We start from the raw sequence: 23,397 nt of genomic DNA, 5'->3' as shown, positions 1-23,397 counted from the left end.
ATTATGAATTCATAGAAAATAACGTTTACAGTTAGGCACACTTTTTACACAGATAGGCATTATGTCGCATAACACCTTTCTATGGAGTTATAATTCAATTAAGGAGAGAAACCAAATGCTAAAATCGATAGAAACCCGTATAGACACCTTTGCAAAATATTTGCAACAACGTAATAATCTAGATCACATCGCATACTTAAAAATGCGTTTAGGCATGCAAGTATTTGTTAGCAACTTTTTTAAAACGATTGTAGCATATGGTGTTTCAATCCTATTTAATTTATTTTTTTACACACTCACTGTTCATATAACTTATGCATTAATTAGATTTTTTGCGCACGGAGCTCATGCGAAATCTTCGTTATTATGTCACGTGCAAAATTTATTGTTATTTGTTTTTTTACCTTGGTTTGTAGTGTATACTCAAATAAACGTTGGAATTATGTATTGCTTAGCAATAATTGGGTTTATTCTCTTATGTATATATGCCCCTGCTGCGACTAAAAAGCAACCTATTCCATCTAAATTAAAAGGTAAGAAAAAAAGAAATACAGTAATACTTTCAGTAATTATTTTATTATTGTCACTAGTTTTTATCGACCCTTATCAACAGCTAATATTATTAGGCATCGTAATTATAGCTGTAGTACAACTACCAATATTTTTCCCTAAGGAGGAAGTTTAATTATGGATATTTTAAATAGCATCTTTTCATTTTTCGCGAAGTTTTTTGAAGTTTTAGGAGCTGTTTCAGGAGTTAACCCATGTAGTGGTTGGTTCGACGAACCTGAAGTACCAGAAGAACTTACAAAATTATACGAATAATTAACTGATTAGAGAGTGTGTATAAATATGACGTTTTTAAATTCGATTTATATTTCTATTTATCAACTTATAGTGTTATTTGGAGTTATTAAAATTATCGGTAATGTGACTTATAAAACAAGGGATTATATTTCTATTTTAGGAATCGTAATCCCTTCTACTTTATTATACTTTATTTTCAGTACACGAATTATACTTATACTTATAGTTTTCACCCTTATTTTTATGTACATAAGAAATAAATTTTTAGGTTTAATATTCGTTGTGCTAACATTTTTATTGCTTTATATATCTAATTTTTTCTCTGTTTGGACGATGGCTTTATTAAAAAATTATAATTTATCAAGCTACCTTATGATAACTATTTACATAGTTGTCTTTACAATTATCGCTTTATTTTTAGCTATTATTACACGATATTTCATAAAAAAGTTATCGCACTCGATATTATCTTTGAACAAGGTGTATTTGACTTTAATAGGGATAATTTTATTGGCTACTTTTTTAATCTTATATTTATATATGCCAAAAGAAGTTATTTCATATGGTGATTTTAAATACCTATCTGTTATTTATGTTATTTTAATAATTATTATCGCGATTTTGATTATTACAGTTTCTTTCAGTATTGTGCGCGAAGTTCAATACAAAAGAAATATGCAAGAAATTGAAAATTATTACAAATATACTTTGCAAATCGAACAAATTAATAATGAAATGCGTAAGTTCAGACATGATTATGTTAATATTTTATCTACAATGTCAGATTACATCCGTGAAAATGACATGGAAGGTTTGCGTAACTATTTCACAACTGAAATATTACCTATGCAAGACAATATGCAAATGAACGCCGTTAAAATTAATGGCATTGAAAATTTAAAAATTAGAGAAATCAAAGGCTTAGTAACAACGAAAATTTTACAAGCTCAAGAAATGAATATTAGTATTAGTGTTGAAGTAAACGAACAAATCACTAAAATAGACATGCCTACTATCGACCTAAGTCGTATTATTGGTATCATTATCGACAATGCTATTGAAGCATCAGAGAATATTGATGAGGATCCATTAATTCGTATAGCATTTTTAAAAAATAGTGATGTTTCTGTTACCTTTATCGTAATGAATAAATGTGAAGATGATATTCCTCGAGTACACACCCTATTCCAAGAAAACTTTACTACTAAAAAAGGTAATAGTGGATTAGGATTATCGACTTTAAAAGAAATAACTGAATCAAAATCAAACTTATTATTAGATACGACAATTGAAAACAATTACTTTGTTCAAAAAGTTGAAATATTAAATACTTAATCATAAGGATGTGTGATAATGAAAATTTTCATATGTGAGGATGACACAAGGCAACGTGATAATATGACTTCAATTATAAATAACTACATTATGATTGAAGAAAAACCTATGGAAATTGTTAAGGCAACAGGAGATCCTTATGAAATATTAGAAGAAGCCCGTGAGCTCGATGATATCGGTTGTTATTTTTTAGATATTCAACTAGAAGCGGACATTAATGGTATTAAATTAGCAAGTGAAATACGTAAACACGACCCTGTTGGCAATATTATATTTGTCACAAGTCACAGTGAATTAACTTACTTAACCTTTGTCTATAAAATTGCCGCTATGGATTTTATATTTAAAGATGACCCAGATGAATTAAAAACACGCATTATTGATTGTATTGAAACAGCAGAAACGCGTTTAAAACTACTATCTAAAGACAGTAATGTCGATACGATTGAACTCAAACAAGGTAGTAACTCTGTATATGTACGCTATGATGACGTTATGTTTTTTGAATCATCTGCTAAATCACATCGGTTAATCGCTCATTTAGACAATAGACAAATTGAATTCTATGGTAATTTAAAAGAACTCAGTCAACTTGACGACCGCTTCTTTAGGTGCCATAACAGTTACGTCATAAACAAAAATAATGTGTCTGCCGTAAACAGTAAAGATCGCATTATATATTTCGAAAACCAAGAATTTTGTTTTGCTTCAGTGCGTAATATTAAAAAGATTAAAAACACATAATCACATATAAAAAAGACTTGTTTTCAAATAAATGAAAACAAGTCTTTTTTAGTTATTATAGCGCTTCACTGTTATTAATTTCTTCTAAAGTAGGAATACTACCAATCGCACCATAATTAGTCGTTACTTTCGCTGCAACAAAATTACTAAAGCCTAATATATCCTTACCTTGTTGTTTCAATTCTTGTGTTAGATTAGTAGTTTCAAAATTCAATATTTTACTTAACATCGCACCTATAAAAGCATCCCCTGCACCGGTCGTATCGACCGCCTTCACTTTAAAGCCTTCATGACTTATTTTAGTGCCATCTTTAAAATGTAATTCTGAACCTGCAGCACCTTTAGTAAAAATAACAATTTCCACATTATTTTGAAATAGCCATTGAATTGCTTCCTCATCATCTTTAATATCTGTAATAAATGACAGTTCTTCATCAGATATTTTAACAATATTAGCATGTGGAATAAATTCTCTTATCGCCTGCTTACATGCTTCTTCGCTATCCCATAAAGGCAATCTTACATTAGGATCAAAACAAATTGTCCCTTGTTGTTGCTTAAACTTTTCTATAATTGCCTTATGCGCCTCTTTCATTTCACTGTCTACTAAATCAACAGAACAAAAATGTAAGATATCCGTTTGTGTTACAGGTATGTCATTTATATTGTCGCGACTGTATAACATATCAGCAGAAGGTTTACGGTAAAATGAAAAATCTCTTTCTCCAGATTTTGTTAAACTTACAAATGCTAATGCAGTGTTTGCTTCATTCGTTCGTTTAATAAATGATGTGCCAACCCCTATATTTTCAAGTGTTTCGACAATGATATCCCCAAATGCGTCTTGACCTAGTTGTGTAATCATTTCTGATTGACCACCAAGCTTTCGCGCTGTGCTAGCGACATTACAAGGTGCTCCGCCTACTTGTCTAGAAAATGTTTCAACATCTTTCAACTTAGAATCCGTCGTATTAGGAATAAAATCTATTAATGCCTCACCTATTGCATATAATTTACCCATAATTAACCTTCTTTCAATTCATATTTTGTGAATTTTAAATAAGCTTGTCCTGACTCAGTTGACGTTTTTATGCCTGTCGCATCTTCATCCGGGAATATTCTTGCAGTCATTACACGTTCCCCATCATTACAAAATATCTCTATACTTGAAGTATCAATAAAAATTTGTAATTGAGAGAGTGGCGTATCTAATATCGTACTTCTAGAAGTGCCTTCTACTGGATTTGGTAGCGGACCGCTTTCATTTCTATCTAATGTTAATTTTTGTTCTCTCTTATTATATTTAATTAAAGTAGAATTGCGACGAGAACTACGTAACTCAAAATATAATTCCGTTGTTTCATTTTCTAAAACATCTATGATTAATTCATATTGCTTTCCTTCATATGGATGAAGTTGACGTGTATATTTATTAGCATAGCCTAATGCTGTTTCTTCATTAAAACGTAATTGCTGTAATGCTTTAATTGGTCGTTGTTTTAATTTACCATCTTCAATTGACAATACTCTTGGTATCGTTAAGCAATGCGCCCAATTTTCTTCATCTGTTGGATAATTTACATCTGGTAAGCCCATCCAACCTATCAATACACGTTGACCCTGTGCATCAATAAAACTTTGTGGTGCATAAAAATCAAAACCATTATCTAATTCATTAAAATCTGCATGATTCATTGTTAAATTATCGACATCTAGTTGGCCAATTATGTATCCTGCTTGATAAATATTATTAAATTTATCGCCGTCTGGCTCTATACCTTGGGGACAAAACATAAGTATATCAAAACCATCTAAATTGAAATAATCTGGACATTCCCACATATAACCGAATTCAGTTAATTTGGTTTCTATTTCTCCCATAAATTGCCAATGTACTATATCAGTTGAGCGATAAAGTACTACTCGCCCATTTTGATGTATATTTTGTGCACCTATAATAGCGTAATATGTATCCTCTTTTTTAAAAACCTTAGGGTCTCTAAAATGTTCTGTATAGCCTTCTGGTGGTTGACTAATTACTGGTTTAGGAAACTTACTTATAGTTTTGTCTTGATTCACTTTTGCAATTAATTGGCTAGCATGTCTTTGCCATTCACCATCACGTGCATTACCTGTATACATATAATATAAGTGGTTGTCATATTCAAATGCACTTCCACTATAGACACCATGGCTATCATTTTTAGTGTCAGGTTTCAAAATTGGGCCATGTGGTTCAAAATGTACTAAATCTTCACTCGTATAATTGTACCAATATTTTAAACCGTGAACGGCACCTAACGGAAACCATTGATGTGATATATGGTATTCACCATTAAAGTAAATTAAACCATTCGGATCATTTAATAATCCTGATTCTGGTTGAATATGAAAAACTTGTTTATAGTTAGAATGTTGTACTTGAGCTCTTAATGCTTCTAACTTATCTTGAGGTACTTCCTCAAAACGTTGATAGCGCTCGTCTCTTGTCCACTCACGCATGGTAAGCATGCCTCCTCAAAACTGTATTATCGTTATTTCAGCATTCATAAGTGAACTGACCTATATTAAAAATATGGCCACTCTAGTGATTGGTCTACAATAAATGTATCAACTCATATGTATATATTATTCACTTATAAATTTTATGTTTTACGCTAGCTTCAGTTATCGACAATATATATAATATCATTCGATAAATTGATATTGTTGTAAAAGACAAAATTTTTTACATTTAAACGACTTAGCTATGACGTTTGAATATGTAAACTTTTAATTTATAGTGTATCATCTTGCTGGGGTTAAAGACATACATAGATACAAAAAACTCGGCTATTATACAATAGCCGAGTTAATATTGCTTATGCTTTTTGAATTGTGATAGTCCAAGATGCATCATCTAACTGTTCATAGTTTGTCACTGGATATCCTTGTTCAGCTGCCCAGTTAGGGATAGCTTCAGTTGCTTGCGTGCAGTCAAAATCAATCTTTAATTCGTCTCCATTATCTAAAGTTACCATTTTTTTCTGAGCTTCTATTAATGGGAATGGACATACCATTCCTACAGTTCCTAATTCATATACCATAATTTATTTTCCTCCCTATTATGTTGTTTGTGTTTGACCACTTAAATGCGCACTATTTGCTGAAGTGCTTTGTTCTTTTTGAGCTTTTTTCATAGGTCTAATAAAGATAAAGTAACTCATAAACCATGCACCTAAAATCATTGAAGCTAAGGCAATCCAACCTTGCCATGACATTGTGGCAGTTGATACTAAACCGTTACCGATTGAACAACCTCCTGCTACAGATGCACCAAAGCCCATGCACATACCACCAAATACGCTATTTCTAATTGTCTTTTTATCTGGTAATCTCCATTTGAATTCTCTTGATCCTTTAGCAGCAACATAAGAACCTAAAAAGATACCTAAGACTAAAAATACGCCCCAGTCTAATAGTTTAACGTCACCACTAATTAAAAATTGAACTAAGTTAGCTGAAGGTGTAGTAATACCTAAGCCGTCCATTCGACCTGTTGCTTCACTTGCTGGCCATGCTAATAAAGCAATTAAACCAACTACGATAGCTGCAACGAAAGGATGATATTTTTTCTCAAATAAGTAGTAACGTATGCCTGTAAATTTACGTTTTAAAGTTGGTACAGCAACTTTTGGCTTGCGTAATGTTTTAGTTACGAAAAATACAGTTACAATCACCAATAATAAAACCCAAACCCACATAGGAATACCTGTCGTTTGTGCCATACTTGCATTAACATTTGTCGGTTTATTAACTTTATCCATTACAGGTAAAAGCAAGCCGAATTTTGTAACTGCAGCAGTGAAACCATATAACACTAATGCAATCCAACTACCTATTAAACCTTCACCGGCACGATACCAAGTACCCGTTGCACATCCTCCTGATAAAATCATCCCTATACCAAAAATAAATGATCCGATAACTGTCCCAATGATAGGGTATGATTCTGTAGGTATTGTAACGACGCCTGTAGATGTTAAGACAAGTAATCCAATACTTTGTACAGATATAGCTATTAATAAAGCATAAAACATTTTATTACTTTTCTGAATATACATATCTCGGAAACCGCCTGCTAAACAGAAGCGTGTACGTTGCATAACAAAACCTAATAACGCTCCAACGATGAGTCCACTAATTACTAACCACACCAAATAAATCCCTCTTTTCCGATTAAATTAATAAGAATAATAATATTAGATTTCATTCGTCTTTTCAAGAGCATTTGATAATTTGTAATAATATTGTAATCGAGATTTTTTTATACGTAGCAATTGCATAATTTAAATCTTTTGAACAGTTATTTAATAAGCAAAAGTTTTAAAATTAAAAAAGTTACCTTATGAGATAGTATCTGGCAGACATTATCTCATAAGGTAACTTAACTGTTTATTTGTCCCCGTAGTTGCGCATAAAGAATAATAAAGACTGTAATTCTATGCCTAGGTCAATATGATGGACTTGTACGTCTCCTGGGGTATGAACTCTTGTCGGCGTGAAATTCAATATACCTTTCACACCTGTTTGTACTAATTGATCCGTTACTTGTTGCGCTGCATTTTCATTTGTAGTAAGAATAACAACATCGATTTCTTCTTCTTTTAATATAGTTGCTATATCGTTATAATGCTTAACCTTAACATTGCCAACTTTAGTGCCTATAACATCTTCACGTATATCGAAGGCTTCTGTTATTGTCATTTCATCATGAATAGAAAAATTAAAATTTAATAATGCTTTCCCCAAATTACCAACTCCAACGATGGCAATTTTTATTTCATTATTTTCGTTTATTTCATGTTTAAAGAAGTTCAACAAACTATCTATGTTGTAACCGTATCCTTTTTTACCTAATTCTCCAAAATATGAAAAATCACGACGAATAGTAGCTGAATCTATATTTAGACCCTCACTAATCGTTTTTGAATTCACTCTATCTATGCCTTTTGATTTTAAAGTATTCACAAATCTATAATATAAAGGTAAACGCTTTAATGTAGCACGAGGAATTTTATCACTTTGATGCGCCAAAATTAAGTCCCCCTATTAATACGAAAATATACAAAGTTATAAATGTAATCAATTACCACAATATTATACATGAATAAAATAGAAAAATAAACAATCGTAGTTTTATCTAACACCTATATACGGTAAAATAGAACTATTAGTGAGGTGCACAAAACATGATATTATTACAACTAAACGATATATCAAAATCTTTCGATGGTGAAGACATTTTTAACGATGTAAATGTAGAAATTAAAACCGGTGAACGTATCGGTATTGTTGGTAGAAATGGTGCCGGCAAATCGACATTAATGAAAATAATTGCTGGTGTTGAAGGATATGATGATGGACATATTTCAAAAATCAAAAATTTAAAATTAGGTTATTTAACGCAACAAATGACATTAAATACAACTTCAACAGTTATTCAAGAAATGTCGAAACCATTTGAACATATAAAAAAACTTGGACAACAAATGAATAATGAAACTGATTGGTTGGCTCAACATGCAGATGATTTTGATAGTGATGACTATAAAGAGCATCTCGAAAAGTACGAAAGCCTATCTAACCAATTTGAACAACTAGAAGGTTATCAATATGAAAGTAAAATAAAAACTGTATTGCATGGTTTAAACTTTGAGGAAGCGGATTTTGATCGTCCTATTAATGATTTTAGTGGTGGTCAAAAGACGCGTTTATCATTAGCTCAAATGTTACTTAGTGAACCAGATTTACTGTTATTAGATGAGCCTACCAACCATCTTGATATGGAAACGACAGAATGGTTAGAGGGTTATTTAAATTACTTTAAGGGCGCTATCGTCATTATCAGTCACGACAGATATTTCTTAGATAAAATTGTTAATCAAATTTATGATGTAGCCTTAGGTGATGTACAACATTATCAAGGAAACTATGCTCAATTTATCGAACAACGTGACAAATATTATGCAAAACGAATGCAAGAATACGAAAAACAACAAGCAGAGATTAAAAAACTTGAAACATTTGTCGATAAAAATATTGCTAGAGCCTCTACTTCGGGTATGGCCAAAAGTAGGCGCAAGACTTTAGAAAAAATGCAAACAATTGATAAACCACTTATTGATGCGCGCAGCGCCAATATTACTTTTGATTTTGATCGCAACACTGGTAATGATGTATTTCATATTAAACAATTAGAAATTGGTTATGAAGAACCTATAACTGAACCTATTTCATTAGAAGTAACTAAGGGTGATCATATCGCAATAATTGGCCCAAATGGTATAGGTAAATCAACACTTATTAAAACAATCGCTGAAAAGCAACATGCACTAGCTGGGGATATTACGACTGGAGCCAATTTAAAAGTTGGTTACTATGATCAAAAGCAAGCCGAATTCAAGTCTACTAAAACAATTCTCGATTATGTATGGGATCAATACTCGACTATGAATGAAAAGGACATTAGAGCCGTTCTTGGCCGTTTCTTATTTGTACAAGAAGATGTTAAGAAAATTATTAACGATTTATCAGGTGGCGAAAAAGCAAGGCTTCAACTTGCATTATTAATGTTAGAACGCAATAACGTATTAATACTAGACGAACCTACCAACCACCTTGATATTGATTCGAAAGAAATGTTAGAACAAGCGCTACAAGATTTTGATGGCACAATTATTTTCGTGTCACATGATCGTTACTTTATTAATCAATTAGCTAATAAAATATTTGATTTAGATCGTTCAGGCGGCAGCTTGTATATCGGTGACTATCAGTATTATTTAGATAAAATCGCCGAACAACATGCACTAGCAGCGCAACAAGCAAATCTTGAAGAAACACAAAATCCATCGTTTGAAGAAAACAACAATACTAATTCATATCTCTCTCAAAAAGAACAGAAAAAAGAACAACGTCAAAGAGAGCGTAAAATAGCTCAATATGAGAGCGATATAGAAACTTACGAAAATAAAATCACTGAAATAGAAGAACAGTTACTATCACCAGAAATATACAATGATCCATCAAAATCAAATGAACTCGCACTTGAAAAAGAAAAAACCGAACAAAAATTAGAACATGCTATGACTGAATGGGAAGATTTACAGGAATCTTAACTTATAGTGCATTTAAAAAAAGGGGCGCAAATGAAATAACTCATTTGCCCTCCTTTTTTTATTAACTTTTTTATTCACATCTTAATTACGTTAATAAAGGCTATCCACAAAGTTATCCTAGTTATCCACAAGTAATATGTTACTATATTTCCCCCGTATTTTTAACTATTCAACCTAATCCACAGCTTTTTCCATAACTTATCCACAGTTTATACACTAATTGTTAATAAGTACGCACGTTCCCTATTGACATATTAATTACTATAAATTTCACATAACCTTGCGCCAAAATATAATAAATGACACAATTAACTCAAAGACTAGATATAAAAAGGAGCAGTTATACCATGCCAACTATTCTGTGGCTTATACTCGCATTAATAGTAGCTAGTATTTTATTAGTTATCATTACTGAAATCGTAAATAGCATTAGACTCAAAAATGAATTACCTACTTTATGGGAGCACATCAAACCATTAGAACGATTTACAAGGCCTAATAGTCGACATGATTATCAATATGAATTATACAAAGATGATTATGATACATACGCATTGATTGACGATAAAACTTGGAACGATTTAGACATGCCAAAGTTATTTAGTGTTATGAATTTCAACTTTACTGCTATTGGTGAAATGCGTTTAGTATGTGCATTGAGACACATGAAAAAAGTTAACAACGAAAAATTATTTCATGTGTTTAATAATAATGACAGTGTTCGAAATTTCGTCGCATACCATTTGGCTAAAATTGGAAAATCAATTTACCCTACTTTTCCAGATCAACTTCAACCAGTAAAACGCAACAATTTTTATATGCTTTCTACATATTTGCCTTTAATAGGTATAATCATTACTTTATTTAATACAGGTTTTGGGATAATGTTCCTATTATTAGTTTGTATTTATAATATGGCCTTAAGTGGCATGTTAAAGAGAACTTATATAGAAGATTTAAATTCAATTTTTTATAATTCTTCTGTTGTTAATAAAGCTTATAAATTAAGTAAATCCGAGGATTTGCCAGACATCGATGTAGATTTTAAACATTTTATTGTAGCACGTCGTTTCAGTTGGTTGTTAGGCAAGGCTTCTACCGATAATGACGCCTTCACGGTTATAGGATTTATTAAGATGCTTTTAATGCTCGATTATTTCCTATTCCATTTAATTCAATCTAGCTTTAAACGTTATGAGAACGAAGTACTCGCATGTTATGACTATATTGCTATGTTGGATAATCATTATTCTATTGCTTTATGGCGAAAAAGTTTGGACTTTTATTCAATACCTAAAAAAACGAATGAGGATACGGTAGAATTTGACGAGCTTGTACATCCGCTTCTAAACAATGCAGTTCCTAATAGTTTAACTTTAGATTTTAATATGTTGTTAACAGGTTCTAATGCTTCTGGTAAATCTACATTTATGAAGGCTCTAGCCTTAAATTTATTATTAGCCCAAAGTGTTAACACGACAACGGCTCAGAATTTTGTATATAAACCAGGTTTAATTTATACAGCAATGGTAAATCAAGATAGCATAACTTCTGGCGACAGCTATTTTATGACCGAATTAAAATCAATTAATCGTCTCTTTGAAATACCGCAAAATCAAAATGTATATTGCTTTATTGATGAAATATTTAAAGGTACTAACACAACAGAACGCATCGCCGCTTCTGAATCGGTATTATCTTATCTCAATGATTCAGAACAATTTACAATCATTGCAGCTACACACGATATAGAATTAGCAGATTTATTACAGGATAAATATGCCAACTATCACTTTAATGAATCTATTATGGATAATGAAATCCATTTTGACTTTACGATTAAAACTGGAAAAGCTGATACTCGTAATGCGATAGAATTATTACGTATCACCAAATTCCCACATTTTATTTATGAACGTGCCAAAAACAATGTTAAAGAAAGGTAATATAATTTTTTCTTCAACTTCTAAATCTGCTTAAAAACAAAAATGAGGTCGGACATCTAATCGTGTCTCGACCTCATTATTTTATTTCTTTTTCAACTTATTCTGCATTAACCATCCAAGTGACGCCAAATGGATCATTGAATAAACCGTATAATGGTGACCACTCTGTCTCACCTAATGGCATCGTTGCCACACAACCACCTTCTACAGCTTTATTAAAGAATGCAATTGCTTTTTCACGTTCTTGTTCATTATTATAATCAAAATTAAATGCTACGATTGCGCCACTGTTATCGATCTTTTTATTTTTCATTGTATCGCTACAGTAGAATGTTTCACCCATTATTTCGAATGCAGCATTCATAGTGAAATCAGCATCCACTTGATATTCTTCCGGTAAATCTCTAAACATTTCGTGATCTCCACCAACACGGTTTATGTTTGTTGCACCTAAATTTTTCTCATAAAAATTTAACGCTGCTAAGCTATTTTGAAAATTAAAATATTGAATTGCTTTCATTGAATGTCATCTCCTTCCGAATAATCTATCTATTGACTAATCACTAGTCATATAAATACCCTTTTTTCAGAAAAAAATTGTCATTTACTTTGATTATTTGCATTAAATTATTTAGACTTCATCAACAAAATATTCTAAATCTAAACCACTATCACCGTTTAAGTCCATATTTGCGCTTACGTTATTTAAATATAAATAATGTGCAGCAGCACCAATCATCGCACCATTATCAGTACATAATTTAGCCGAAGGAATTGCTAAGTGAATATTGTTAGCTTCACATGCTTTAGTCAGTTCATTACGTAAACCACTATTGCTCGCTACGCCACCAGCTACTATTAATTCTTTAACGCCATAAGCTTTACATGCTTGTATGGCTTTGCCTACTAATACTTCTACTACACTATTTTGGAAACTTGTTGCCACATCAGCATCTATAATTGTTTGATTCTTTTGTCGTTGATTATGCAGCGCATTAATTACTGCGCTTTTTAATCCACTAAAACTGAAATCATAACTATCTTTTTCTAACCACACACGCGGGAAGTTATACGTATCATTACCTTTACTGGCTAAATGGTCTATTTGAGGACCACCAGGATAACTTAAACCTAACGTACGTGCTACTTTATCGTAAGCTTCTCCAACCGCATCATCTCTTGTTTCACCAATAATTTCAAAACTTAAATGGTCTTTCATATAAATTAGTTCAGTATGACCACCTGAAACGATAAGTGCGATTAATGGAAAATTCATACCTTCTTCTAAATTGTTAGCATAAATATGACCCGCGATATGATGAACGGGAATTAATGGTTTATCGTAAGCAAATGCTAAAGCTTTAGCGGCATTTATACCTACCAACAATGCCCCTATTAATCCAGGTCCTTGCGTGACTGCTACAGCATCAATGTCTTCCATTGTTACTTGTGCTTCATTTAACGCTTTATCAATTGTAGTTGTAATACCTTCCACATGGTGTCTACTTGCTACCTCTGGTACAACGCCACCAAATCTTTTATGACTTTCTATTTGGCTTAAAACAATATTACTTTTAATTGTCGTACCATTTTCTATTATACTGACACTCGTTTCATCACAACTTGATTCAACAGCTAATATTAAAGTATCATTATTCATTTAAATTCACCCACATCACTAACGCATCCTCGCCTTCTCCATAATAATTTTTACGTTTACCGCCATATTGGAAACCTAAATTTTGGTACACATGTTGTGCCACATAATTATCTACACGTACTTCTAAACTTAATGCTTCACATTCTTCTTGAACATAATCAATAACGTATTTAAGTAGTAATTGCCCCAAACCATAGCCACGATATTGCTCGTCTATGGCAATAGTAGTAATTTGAGCATTATCTAATACAATCCACAATCCGACATAGCCTACAATTTGTTCGTCATATTCTATAACAAAATAAAATGCAAAATCATTTTGTTCAATTTCGTGATAAAAAGTATCTATTGTCCAAGAACTACTATCAAAACTCTTCCGTTCAATATCAAACACTTGTGGCACATCCGCCTTATCCATTAAGCGAATATTTAATTGTTGTTCTGTTTCGCTAACCAATTGCGTTCAGCCTCTGAAATTTTTAAGTAATTTGGAACAAATTCATGGATATTGACGGGTTTAGAGATTAAGGGTTTCATTGCATGGGCTTGTGGTAAATTAGGTAAACAATCACTATCTAATAAATGTGCTAATTTTTCAGTGTCTGCGCCTACGAAGAGGTATGGACGTCCATCTGCATGTAAGAATGATAATAAATCTTCTATAGTAATATATTGATCTGACATGATAGTTTCAAGATTCTCATTGTTATGTTGATAAACGCCAGCATACACTGCTTCTCGTCGTGCATCAAAAACAGGTACAATTAAGCGATCTTGTCGTTGTACCGTAGCTGCTAGAGCTGCTAATGAAGAAACACCATATAATGAAGCATTTAAAGCGTAGGCCAAAGTCTTAGCTACTGTAACACCTATTCTTAATCCTGTATATGAACCTGGCCCTTCAGCTACTACAATTGAATCAATATCCTGTTTAGTTAAATTGGCTTGCTCTAAAGCAGAAATGATTGCAGGCATTAATTGTACAGAATGGTTAACTTTTTTATCATTATTTATTTCAGCTAATATTGTATTATTGTCCATAATCGCTACGGAAAGTGGCTGGTTAGAAGTATCAATTAGAAGATAATTCACGTTCAACTGCCTCCTTTATTTCAGTATAATGTGTACCATTTGCTTCAATAGTAATTGTACGTTCATCAGTACTTACAGATTGAATATTTATCGTTAATGTATTAGTAGGAAGGTAAGCGGCAATATATTGACTCCATTCAATAACAGTAACTGCATTATCTTCAAAGTATTCTTGGAACCCTAAGTCCTCGGCAGATTCTTCTAATCTATAACAATCCATATGATGAAATTTTAAATCTTTTCCTTTATACGATTTAATGATGTTGAAGGTTGGCGAGTTTATATTTCTTTTAACGCCTAACGCTTTTCCAATAAATTGACTTAACGTCGTCTTGCCTGCCCCTAAATCACCATTTAATAAAATAACATCTCCAGCACTTAAATATTGAGTTAAACTTTGGCCAAATGCTTCCATGTCTTTTAAGTTATTTATTCTAATCATGTCACTACTCCTAGTATTAATGTTGCCCACTTCGTTTAATATTTATTTAGTTCATATAATAATATCTTTTATAATTAACTTCTACATTTTAACAAACTTTTCTCTATAATACTTTATTACTGACTAAGTTCTTATTTTAAAAAAATTGTAAGAATTGAAAGAAAATTCATTACAATCATTGACACGGCTTATAACTTGTAGTAAATTAAATTTATCAAATTTTTAGATAATTCAAACAAATGATATAAAAAACCATTCTTGAGGAAAGGAGCATAATAAAATGACTTATAATACAACAGTAAATCAACCAACAACAACAAATATTTTAGTCATTTTATTATGCTTATAGGACTGGAACTTTAGTATAGCAACTACTAAAAGTTTAAGTCCTATTTCTAGTTGAATGGGACTTGTAAGACGTCCCAATAAAAATATTGGGACGTCTTTTTATTTTCATTTTTTATGGGGGAATTCAAATGAGAAGCGACATGATAAAAAAAGGAGATCAACAGGCGCCAGCACGAAGTCTTTTACATGCCACCGGGGCATTAGAAAAACCAACAGATATGAACAAACCTTTTGTAGCAATTTGTAACTCTTATATAGACATCGTCCCAGGACATGTTCACTTAAGAGAACTTGCTGATATTGCAAAAGAAGCAATTAGAGAAGCCGGAGCAATACCTTTCGAATTCAATACAATTGGTGTTGACGATGGTATAGCAATGGGTCATATAGGAATGAGATATTCCTTACCTTCAAGAGAAATCATCGCAGATGCTGCTGAAACAGTTATAAATGCACATTGGTTCGATGGCGTATTTTATATTCCAAACTGTGACAAAATCACACCAGGCATGTTATTAGCATCTGTTAGAACTAACGTACCTGCAGTCTTTTGTTCAGGTGGACCAATGAAAGCAGGACTATCAACAGAAGGTAAAGCACTTACCCTATCATCAATGTTCGAAGCTGTTGGAGCATTTAAAGACGGTTCAATTTCTAAAGAAGAATTTTTAGATATGGAACAAAATGCATGTCCAACATGTGGATCTTGTTCAGGAATGTTTACAGCAAATTCAATGAACTGTTTGATGGAAGTACTAGGATTAGCTCTCCCATATAACGGTACTGCATTAGCAGTCAGTGATCAACGTAGAGAGATGATTAGAGAAGCAGCATTTAGATTAGTTGATAACATAAAAAATGATATTAAACCAAAAGACATCGTTACTAAAGAAGCTATTGATGATGCATTTGCTTTAGACATGGCAATGGGAGGTTCTACAAATACTGTATTACACACACTCGCAATTGCTAACGAAGCAGGCATTGATTACGATTTAACTCGCATTAACGAAATAGCTAAAAAGACACCTTACCTATCAAAAATTGCACCAAGTTCTTCATATTCAATGCATGATGTACATGAAGCAGGTGGTGTCCCAGCAATAATTAATGAACTTTTCAAAAAAGAAGGTACTTTACATCCAGATCGTATCACAGTTACAGGTAAAACTTTACGAGAAAACAACGAAGGCAAAGAAATTACTAACGCAGATGTCATTAGACATTTAGATAATCCATACGATAAACAAGGTGGACTTTCTATTCTATACGGTAATTTAGCTCCTAAAGGTGCAGTTATCAAAGTCGGTGGTGTTGATCCTTCAATTAAAGTATTTAAAGGAAAAGCTATTTGCTTCAACTCACATGATGAAGCAGTTGAAGCTATCGATAACCACACAGTTCGTGAAGGTCACGTTGTAGTTATTAGATATGAAGGTCCTAAAGGTGGTCCTGGAATGCCAGAGATGTTAGCCCCTACTTCTTCGATTGTAGGCAGAGGATTAGGAAAAGATGTTGCACTTATCACAGACGGACGTTTTTCTGGAGCGACACGTGGTATAGCAGTAGGACATATTTCTCCAGAAGCAGCATCTGGTGGTCCAATTGGATTAATCAGAGATGGTGATGACATTACGATTAACTTAACTGAACGTACATTAGAAGCTGATGTACCTACTGAAACATTAGAAGCAAGAAAACAAGAATTAAATCCATTTAAAGCAAAAGTAAAGACTGGTTATCTTGCAAGATATACAGCATTAGTTACAAGTGCCAATACGGGTGGCATCATGCAAGTACCTGAAAATCTCATTTAGGAGTGAAGTAAAATGGCTAAACAAGCAGAAACGATTTACCAAGAGCAAAATGAAACTTTGGAACAAATCGAACCTAACGAAGCTTATGAACAAACTGAACTAGAGACTGAAACTATAAATGATATGAAAACTGGTTCTGAATTGCTAGTTGACTCACTTGCACATGAAAATGTAGATTTTATATTTGGCTATCCAGGTGGTGCAGTTTTACCACTTTATGACACGTTTTATGATGGTAAAATCAAACACATTCTCGCACGACATGAACAAGGTGCAACACACGCTGCCGAAGGTTATGCGCGTGTTTCTGGCAAACCAGGTGTTGTAGTTGTAACAAGTGGCCCTGGAGCTACTAATGCTATTACTGGAATTGCTGATGCCTATAGCGATTCCTTACCATTAGTAGTTATTACTGGTCAAGTTGCAACACCAGGAATTGGTAAAGATGCATTCCAAGAAGCAGACTTACTATCAATGACGACACCGATTACGAAGCACAACTACCAAGTTAAAAATGTAAGTGATATACCAACAATTATTCATGAAGCATTTCATATCGCAAATACTGGTAGAAAAGGACCTGTAGTAATTGACTTCCCTAAAGATATGGGTATTTTATCAACAAATGCCGAACTATCTGAGGAATTGGATTTACCTGGTTATTCTATACCGAAAGAACCTAAGTTTGATGAAATTCAAAAACTTCGTGATTACTTAAAAACAGCACGCAAACCAGTTGTCTTAGCTGGTGCTGGTATTAATCATGCTAAAGCAAATGAAACATTTACTGAATTTGTTAATCGTCACCAACTACCAGTTGTTACTACATTATTAGGTTTAGGTGCTATTCCGTACGAACATCCCCTATTTTTAGGTATGGGCGGTATGCATGGCTCATATGCGAGTAACATGGCACTAACTGACTGTGATTTACTTATCAACTTTGGTAGTAGATTTGATGACAGATTAGCGAGTAACCCTGATGAATTTGCGCCTAATGCCAAAATCGTACACGTAGATATCGATCCTTCAGAAATTAATAAAATTATTGATACTGATTTAGGTATCGTTGCAGATTGTAAAGCAGTATTAGAAGCTTTATTAGCTTTTGATAGTTATTCAATCAGACATGATGAATGGTTAGACACTTGCAACAACAATAAAGCAACTCATCCTTTCAAATATGGTGAAGAGGAAGATAATTTCTCTAAACCACAACGTACGATTGAACACGTTGGTAAAATCACTGAGGGAGATGCAATCGTTACTACAGACGTTGGTCAACATCAAATGTGGGTAGCACAATATTATCCATTTAAAACACATGGCCAATTAGTTACAAGTGGTGGCTTAGGTACAATGGGCTTCGGTATTCCTGCAGCGATTGGAGCAAAATTAGCTAGACCTGATAAAACAGTTGTTACATTCGTTGGAGACGGTGGTTTCCAAATGACTAACCAAGAACTTGCAATCTTAGGTGAATATGGTTTAGACATTAAAGTTGTACTAGTAAATAATGGTACTTTAGGTATGGTTAAACAATGGCAAGATAAATTCTTTAAACAAAGATTTTCACATTCTGTATTTAATGATCAACCCGACTTCATTAAATTAGGTGAAGCATATGGCGTTAAAGGTTATATGATTGATGACCCAAGTAAACTAGAACAACAATTAGACGAAGCTTTCGCTTATGACGGTCCAGCATTAATTGAAGTTAGAATTTCACCCGTTGAAGCAGTTACACCTATGGTCCCTTCTGGTAAACCTAATCACGAAATGGAGGGCTTATAATGAGAAGAACTTTTCGTACGAAAGTAAGAGATAAAGCTGGTACATTAAATCGTTTAACAAGTATCTTTGTCAGGAGACAATTTAACATTGTTACATTGTCTGCCACGCCAACAGTTGAAGAAGGTATTTCTGATATTACTTTCGTGGCAGAAGTGCCTGACAGTGACGTATTAAGAAATTTAATTACGCAGCTTGAAAAGCAAATTAATATTATAAGTGTTGAAGATATCACAGATACAAATACTTATAACAGAGAATTAGTACTCGTAAAATTACGCACACCTGAAAACAATGAACAATTACAAAAGCTAATCCAACCGTATGATGCGCTAGTATCTATTTTGAAGGATGAAGAACAATTTACTTATCTTCAAGCTTCAGGTCCACAATACACGATGGACAATTTAATAGATGATCTATCATCATACAACATAGAACAGATAGCAAGAACAGGTTCAGCAGGCATTATTTAATTTGTCTGAATATTAAGAAATCAATTTAACAAAACATGGAGGATTTTATTATGACAACAGTTTATTATGATCAATCAGTAACGAAAGATGCATTACAAGGAAAGAAAATTGCAGTTATCGGTTATGGTTCTCAAGGCCATGCTCATGCTCAAAACTTAAAAGATAATGGTTACGATGTAATCATCGGTATCCGCCCAGGTAAATCTTTCAATAAAGCAAAAGATGATGGCTTTGAAGTATATCCAGTGGACGAAGCAGCAAAACAAGCTGATGTAATCATGATTCTATTGCCTGATGAAATTCAAGGTAGTGTATATAAAGAAGAAATTGAACCAAACTTAGAAGATAATAACGCATTAGTATTTGCACATGGTTTCAACATTCACTTTGATGTAATTCAACCACCTTCAACAGTAGATGTATTCTTAATCGCACCAAAAGGTCCAGGACATTTAGTTCGTCGTACATTTACTGAAGGTAGCGCAGTACCTGCCCTATTCGCAGTTGAACAAGATGCAAGTGGCGAAGCAAGAGACGTAGCATTAAGTTACGCAAAAGGTATCGGCGCAACACGAGCTGGTGTTATTGAAACATCATTTGCTGAAGAAACTGAAACTGACCTATTTGGTGAACAAACAGTATTATGTGGTGGCGTAACAAAATTAATCCAATCTGGTTTCGAAACATTAGTTGAAGCGGGTTACCAACCAGAAATCGCTTATTTCGAAGTACTACATGAAATGAAATTAATTGTTGACCTTATGTACGAAGGTGGCATGGAAAACATGCGTTACTCAATTTCTAATACAGCTGAATTTGGTGACTATGTTTCAGGTCCACGTGTAATCACACCGGATGTTAAAGACAATATGAAAGCCGTATTAAAAGATATTCAAGATGGTAACTTTAGTGATCGTTTCATTAAAGACAGTGAAAACAACTTTAATGAATTCCATAAATTACGTGAAGAACAACATGGTCATCAAATCGAAGCAGTTGGTCGCGACCTAAGAGAAATGATGCCATTTATTAAATCTAAAAGTATTGAAAAATAATAAAGTATTACTTTAGTTGTTTCGTAACTTTATTTTGACAATCACTGTACTCTATAGAGTATTGGTGATTCGTCATCAGTTACGAATTATTCATACTAAAGAGATCTTTTTCGGGATAATTATATAGTTAGGAGATGTTTAAAATGAGTAGCCATATTCAAATTTTTGATACAACACTTAGAGACGGGGAACAAACACCAGGAGTCAACTTTTCTTTCGAAGAGAGACTAAAAATAGCTCAACAACTAGAAAAATGGGGAGTAGATATTATAGAAGCAGGCTTCCCCGCTTCCAGCACAGGAAGTTTTAAATCGGTAGAAGCCATTGCTAAAACATTAACAACTACGGCCGTATGTGGCTTAGCACGTTGTGTAAAATCAGATATCGATGCAGTTTATGAAGCAACTAAAGAAGCTGCAATTCCTAGAATTCACGTCTTCGTCGCCACAAGCCCTATTCATCGTGATTCTAAACTTAAAATGTCACAAGATGAAGTGCTTGAATCTATTAAAGAACATGTTGAGTACGCTAAACAATATTTCGAAGTAGTACAATTTTCACCAGAAGATGCAACACGTACAGAACCAGATTTCTTATTAAAAGCTGTACAAACAGCTGTAGATGCTGGTGCAAGTGTTATTAATATACCAGACACTGTAGGTTTCAGTTATCCAACTGAATATGGCAAAATATTTAAAACATTAATCGAAACTATCGAAAGTGATCACGAAGTAATTTATAGCGCACATTGTCATGACGACTTAGGATTAGCTGTTGCTAATAGTATGGCAGCAATCGAAAATGGTGCTAAACGTATTGAAGGTACTTTAAATGGTATTGGAGAACGTGCAGGTAATACGGCACTTGAAGAAGTTGCACTTGGCCTTTACGTTCGCCAAGATCATTACCAAAACCAATCAAAAATCAATTTAGCCGAAACAAAACAAACTTCTGATTTGATTGCCCGTTACGCAGGTATTCGAGTCCCTAAAAACAAAGCAATTGTCGGACAAAATGCATTCAGCCACGAATCAGGAATTCACCAAGATGGTGTACTTAAAAACCCTGAAACTTATGAAATTATGACACCACAACTTGTCGGTGTTAAAACGACAGAATTACCACTAGGCAAACTATCTGGTAAACATGCTTTTGCAGAAAAACTTACTGCTTTAGGTTATGATGTAGAACCTGAAGAACAAAAAGTTCTATTCAAGCAATTTAAAGAAATTGCAGATAAGAAAAAAGCAGTTACAGACAGAGATATACATGCATTAATCCAAGGTACATCTCATGAACAAAGTGCAAGCTATCAAGTAGATACATTACAATTACAATTCGTCTCTAATGGCCTACAAAGTGCTGTAGTAGTCATTAAAGACAAAGATGGTAATACTTATCAAGATTCTAGTATTGGTACAGGATCAATCGTCGCTGTATATAATGCAGTGGACCGTATTTTCGATAGAGAAACTGAACTATTAGATTATACCATTGATTCCGTTACTGAAGGCTCTGACGCACAAGCGGAAGTACACGTTCAACTTAAAATTGATGACCAAATTGTCTCAGGCGTAGGTATCGACCATGATATCTTACTAGCTTCTTGTAAATCATATGTAGAAGCTCAAGCCAAATATGTAAATGAATCAACTGAGAAAGAAGGCATAAAGTCATGAGTTATAACATAGTTTCATTACCTGGAGATGGTATAGGACCTGAAATTATGAGTGGTTCATTAGAAATCTTAGAACAACTAAGTAAAAAATTTAATTTCGATTACTCTGTTGAAGAATATGATTTCGGTGGTATCGCTATCGATAATCATGGTACACCATTACCAGATGACACATTAACGGCTTGTCAAAATGCCGATGCTATACTTTTAGGTTCAGTTGGTGGACCAAAATGGACTGACCCAAATAACAGACCTGAACAAGGCCTATTAGGTATTAGAAAAACACTAGGTCTCTTTGCAAATATTAGACCTACAACAGTAACTCAAGGTACAAGTCATTTGTCCCCTATTAAAGAATCACGAGTAACTGGTACAGATTTTGTAATCGTTCGTGAGTTAACTGGTGGTATTTATTTCGGTGAACCAAAACATTGGAATCAAGATCAAGCATTAGATTCATTAACATATACAAAACCAGAAATTGAACGTATCGCACATGTTGCATTTAAACTAGCACAAAAGCGTAATAAAAAGCTCACATCAGTAGATAAAGAGAACGTTTTATCATCTAGTAAATTATGGCGCCAAGTTATTAATAATGTAGCGACAGAATATCCAGATGTTGAAGTCAATCACCTACTTGTTGATGCTTGCGCAATGCATTTAATTACTAATCCAACTCAATTTGACGTTATTGTAACTGAAAATCTATTTGGTGATATTTTAAGTGATGAAGCTTCTGTTATGCCAGGTTCTTTAGGTTTGTCACCATCAGCTAGTTTTAGTGAACAAGGAACAAGACTTTACGAACCTATACACGGTTCTGCGCCTGACATTGCAAACCAAAACAAAGCAAATCCATTTGGTATGTTACTATCCGTAGCTATGTGTCTACGAGAAAGTTTTGGCGAAGAACAAGCAGCATCACATTTAGAACAAACAGTTTATCAACTTATTAAAGATGGCAAGACGACAAGTGACCTTGGAGGTCAAAGTACTACTACAGAAGTCTTTCAATTTGTGAAAGAAAATATATAAAGGAGGAG

At 33.4% G+C, this 23,397-nt stretch carries 22 protein-coding genes; 12 read left to right on the top strand and 10 right to left on the bottom strand.

What is annotated here, in order from left to right; genetic code table 11:
• The first annotated feature begins 115 nt into the window (after nt 1–115).
• Genes C7J89_RS05780 through agrA form a run of 4 tightly spaced genes read left to right on the top strand, consistent with a single transcriptional unit; the run spans nt 116 to nt 2,886 of the window.
• Nucleotides 116–685: an accessory gene regulator AgrB gene (locus C7J89_RS05780; RefSeq protein WP_103295300.1), complete on the top strand. Its 570-nt coding sequence runs from the start codon at nt 116–118 to the stop codon at nt 683–685.
• A gap of 2 nt (nt 686–687) precedes the next feature.
• Entirely contained in the window at nt 688–825 is a 138-nt protein-coding gene (gene agrD / locus C7J89_RS05775; RefSeq protein ID WP_061855583.1) for a cyclic lactone autoinducer peptide AgrD, read from the top strand.
• 27 nt (nt 826–852) lie between these two features.
• Nucleotides 853–2,142 (top strand): quorum-sensing sensor histidine kinase AgrC, encoded by a 1,290-nt coding sequence (agrC, locus tag C7J89_RS13575; RefSeq protein ID WP_103295301.1) that lies wholly within the window; start codon nt 853–855, stop codon nt 2,140–2,142.
• Nucleotides 2,143–2,160: 18 nt separating this feature from the next.
• A complete protein-coding gene (gene agrA, locus C7J89_RS05765) occupies nt 2,161–2,886 on the top strand; it encodes a quorum-sensing response regulator AgrA (RefSeq protein ID WP_061855581.1) in 726 nt (241 codons plus the stop codon).
• Between the two features lie 55 nt (nt 2,887–2,941).
• Here the strand turns inward: agrA and C7J89_RS05760 are convergent, their stop codons facing one another.
• From C7J89_RS05760 to C7J89_RS05740, 5 genes are all read right to left on the bottom strand, one after another.
• Nucleotides 2,942–3,907, bottom strand: coding sequence for a carbohydrate kinase family protein (locus C7J89_RS05760; RefSeq protein WP_103295302.1), 966 nt, complete (start codon nt 3,905–3,907; stop codon nt 2,942–2,944).
• A gap of 2 nt (nt 3,908–3,909) precedes the next feature.
• Nucleotides 3,910–5,388, bottom strand: coding sequence for a sucrose-6-phosphate hydrolase (locus tag C7J89_RS05755; protein ID WP_103295303.1), 1,479 nt, complete (start codon nt 5,386–5,388; stop codon nt 3,910–3,912).
• Nucleotides 5,389–5,747: 359 nt separating this feature from the next.
• The gene (locus C7J89_RS05750; RefSeq protein ID WP_061855578.1) at nt 5,748–5,972 is read right to left on the bottom strand and encodes a sulfurtransferase TusA family protein; all 225 of its coding nucleotides are present in this window, start codon (nt 5,970–5,972) and stop codon (nt 5,748–5,750) included.
• Nucleotides 5,973–5,990: 18 nt separating this feature from the next.
• Nucleotides 5,991–7,085 carry a YeeE/YedE family protein gene (locus C7J89_RS05745; protein WP_103295304.1) on the bottom strand — a complete coding sequence of 365 codons (1,095 nt, stop codon included), beginning with the start codon at nt 7,083–7,085 and terminating at the stop codon, nt 5,991–5,993.
• A gap of 235 nt (nt 7,086–7,320) precedes the next feature.
• Nucleotides 7,321–7,962, bottom strand: coding sequence for a redox-sensing transcriptional repressor Rex (locus tag C7J89_RS05740; RefSeq protein WP_103295305.1), 642 nt, complete (start codon nt 7,960–7,962; stop codon nt 7,321–7,323).
• Between the two features lie 155 nt (nt 7,963–8,117).
• Here C7J89_RS05740 and C7J89_RS05735 point away from each other — a divergent pair, with 155 nt between their 5' ends.
• A complete protein-coding gene (locus C7J89_RS05735; protein WP_103295306.1) occupies nt 8,118–10,046 on the top strand; it encodes an ABC-F family ATP-binding cassette domain-containing protein in 1,929 nt (642 codons plus the stop codon).
• 347 nt (nt 10,047–10,393) lie between these two features.
• Nucleotides 10,394–11,992: a MutS-related protein gene (locus C7J89_RS05730; protein ID WP_103295307.1), complete on the top strand. Its 1,599-nt coding sequence runs from the start codon at nt 10,394–10,396 to the stop codon at nt 11,990–11,992.
• A gap of 97 nt (nt 11,993–12,089) precedes the next feature.
• Here C7J89_RS05730 and C7J89_RS05725 read toward each other — a convergent pair whose 3' ends face one another.
• From C7J89_RS05725 to tsaE, 5 genes are all read right to left on the bottom strand, one after another.
• Nucleotides 12,090–12,512 carry a VOC family protein gene (locus tag C7J89_RS05725; protein WP_061855573.1) on the bottom strand — a complete coding sequence of 141 codons (423 nt, stop codon included), beginning with the start codon at nt 12,510–12,512 and terminating at the stop codon, nt 12,090–12,092.
• A gap of 111 nt (nt 12,513–12,623) precedes the next feature.
• Nucleotides 12,624–13,652, bottom strand: a complete 1,029-nt coding sequence (gene tsaD / locus C7J89_RS05720; RefSeq protein WP_103295308.1) for a tRNA (adenosine(37)-N6)-threonylcarbamoyltransferase complex transferase subunit TsaD — start codon at nt 13,650–13,652, stop codon at nt 12,624–12,626.
• A complete protein-coding gene (gene rimI, locus C7J89_RS05715; RefSeq protein WP_371860684.1) occupies nt 13,645–14,070 on the bottom strand; it encodes a ribosomal protein S18-alanine N-acetyltransferase in 426 nt (141 codons plus the stop codon). Before rimI ends, tsaD begins: the two co-directional genes overlap by 8 nt.
• Nucleotides 14,071–14,081: 11 nt before the next feature.
• On the bottom strand, nt 14,082–14,744 hold the full coding sequence (tsaB, locus tag C7J89_RS05710; RefSeq protein ID WP_103295309.1) for a tRNA (adenosine(37)-N6)-threonylcarbamoyltransferase complex dimerization subunit type 1 TsaB: 663 nt from the start codon (nt 14,742–14,744) through the stop codon (nt 14,082–14,084).
• Entirely contained in the window at nt 14,725–15,186 is a 462-nt protein-coding gene (tsaE, locus tag C7J89_RS05705) for a tRNA (adenosine(37)-N6)-threonylcarbamoyltransferase complex ATPase subunit type 1 TsaE (protein ID WP_103295310.1), read from the bottom strand. The genes tsaB and tsaE overlap by 20 nt, the downstream gene beginning before the upstream one ends.
• Before the next feature lie 476 nt (nt 15,187–15,662).
• Here tsaE and ilvD point away from each other — a divergent pair, with 476 nt between their 5' ends.
• From ilvD to leuB, 6 genes are all read left to right on the top strand, one after another.
• Entirely contained in the window at nt 15,663–17,351 is a 1,689-nt protein-coding gene (ilvD, locus tag C7J89_RS05700) for a dihydroxy-acid dehydratase (protein WP_103295311.1), read from the top strand.
• A gap of 12 nt (nt 17,352–17,363) precedes the next feature.
• The gene (gene ilvB / locus C7J89_RS05695) at nt 17,364–19,145 is read left to right on the top strand and encodes a biosynthetic-type acetolactate synthase large subunit (RefSeq protein ID WP_103295312.1); all 1,782 of its coding nucleotides are present in this window, start codon (nt 17,364–17,366) and stop codon (nt 19,143–19,145) included.
• A complete protein-coding gene (gene ilvN / locus C7J89_RS05690) occupies nt 19,145–19,618 on the top strand; it encodes an acetolactate synthase small subunit (protein WP_103295313.1) in 474 nt (157 codons plus the stop codon). Before ilvB ends, ilvN begins: the two co-directional genes overlap by 1 nt.
• Before the next feature lie 50 nt (nt 19,619–19,668).
• Entirely contained in the window at nt 19,669–20,673 is a 1,005-nt protein-coding gene (gene ilvC, locus C7J89_RS05685; RefSeq protein ID WP_061855566.1) for a ketol-acid reductoisomerase, read from the top strand.
• A gap of 143 nt (nt 20,674–20,816) precedes the next feature.
• The gene (locus C7J89_RS05680) at nt 20,817–22,352 is read left to right on the top strand and encodes a 2-isopropylmalate synthase (RefSeq protein WP_103295314.1); all 1,536 of its coding nucleotides are present in this window, start codon (nt 20,817–20,819) and stop codon (nt 22,350–22,352) included.
• On the top strand, nt 22,349–23,389 hold the full coding sequence (gene leuB / locus C7J89_RS05675; protein ID WP_103295315.1) for a 3-isopropylmalate dehydrogenase: 1,041 nt from the start codon (nt 22,349–22,351) through the stop codon (nt 23,387–23,389). Before C7J89_RS05680 ends, leuB begins: the two co-directional genes overlap by 4 nt.
• Nucleotides 23,390–23,397 lie beyond the last annotated feature (8 nt).

The sequence above is a fragment of the Staphylococcus kloosii genome, assembly GCF_003019255.1.
GTDB classification, from domain to species: domain Bacteria; phylum Bacillota; class Bacilli; order Staphylococcales; family Staphylococcaceae; genus Staphylococcus; species Staphylococcus kloosii.
Note: the sequence above shows the minus strand (reverse complement) of the source record. Positions and strands in the feature narration are given on the sequence as shown.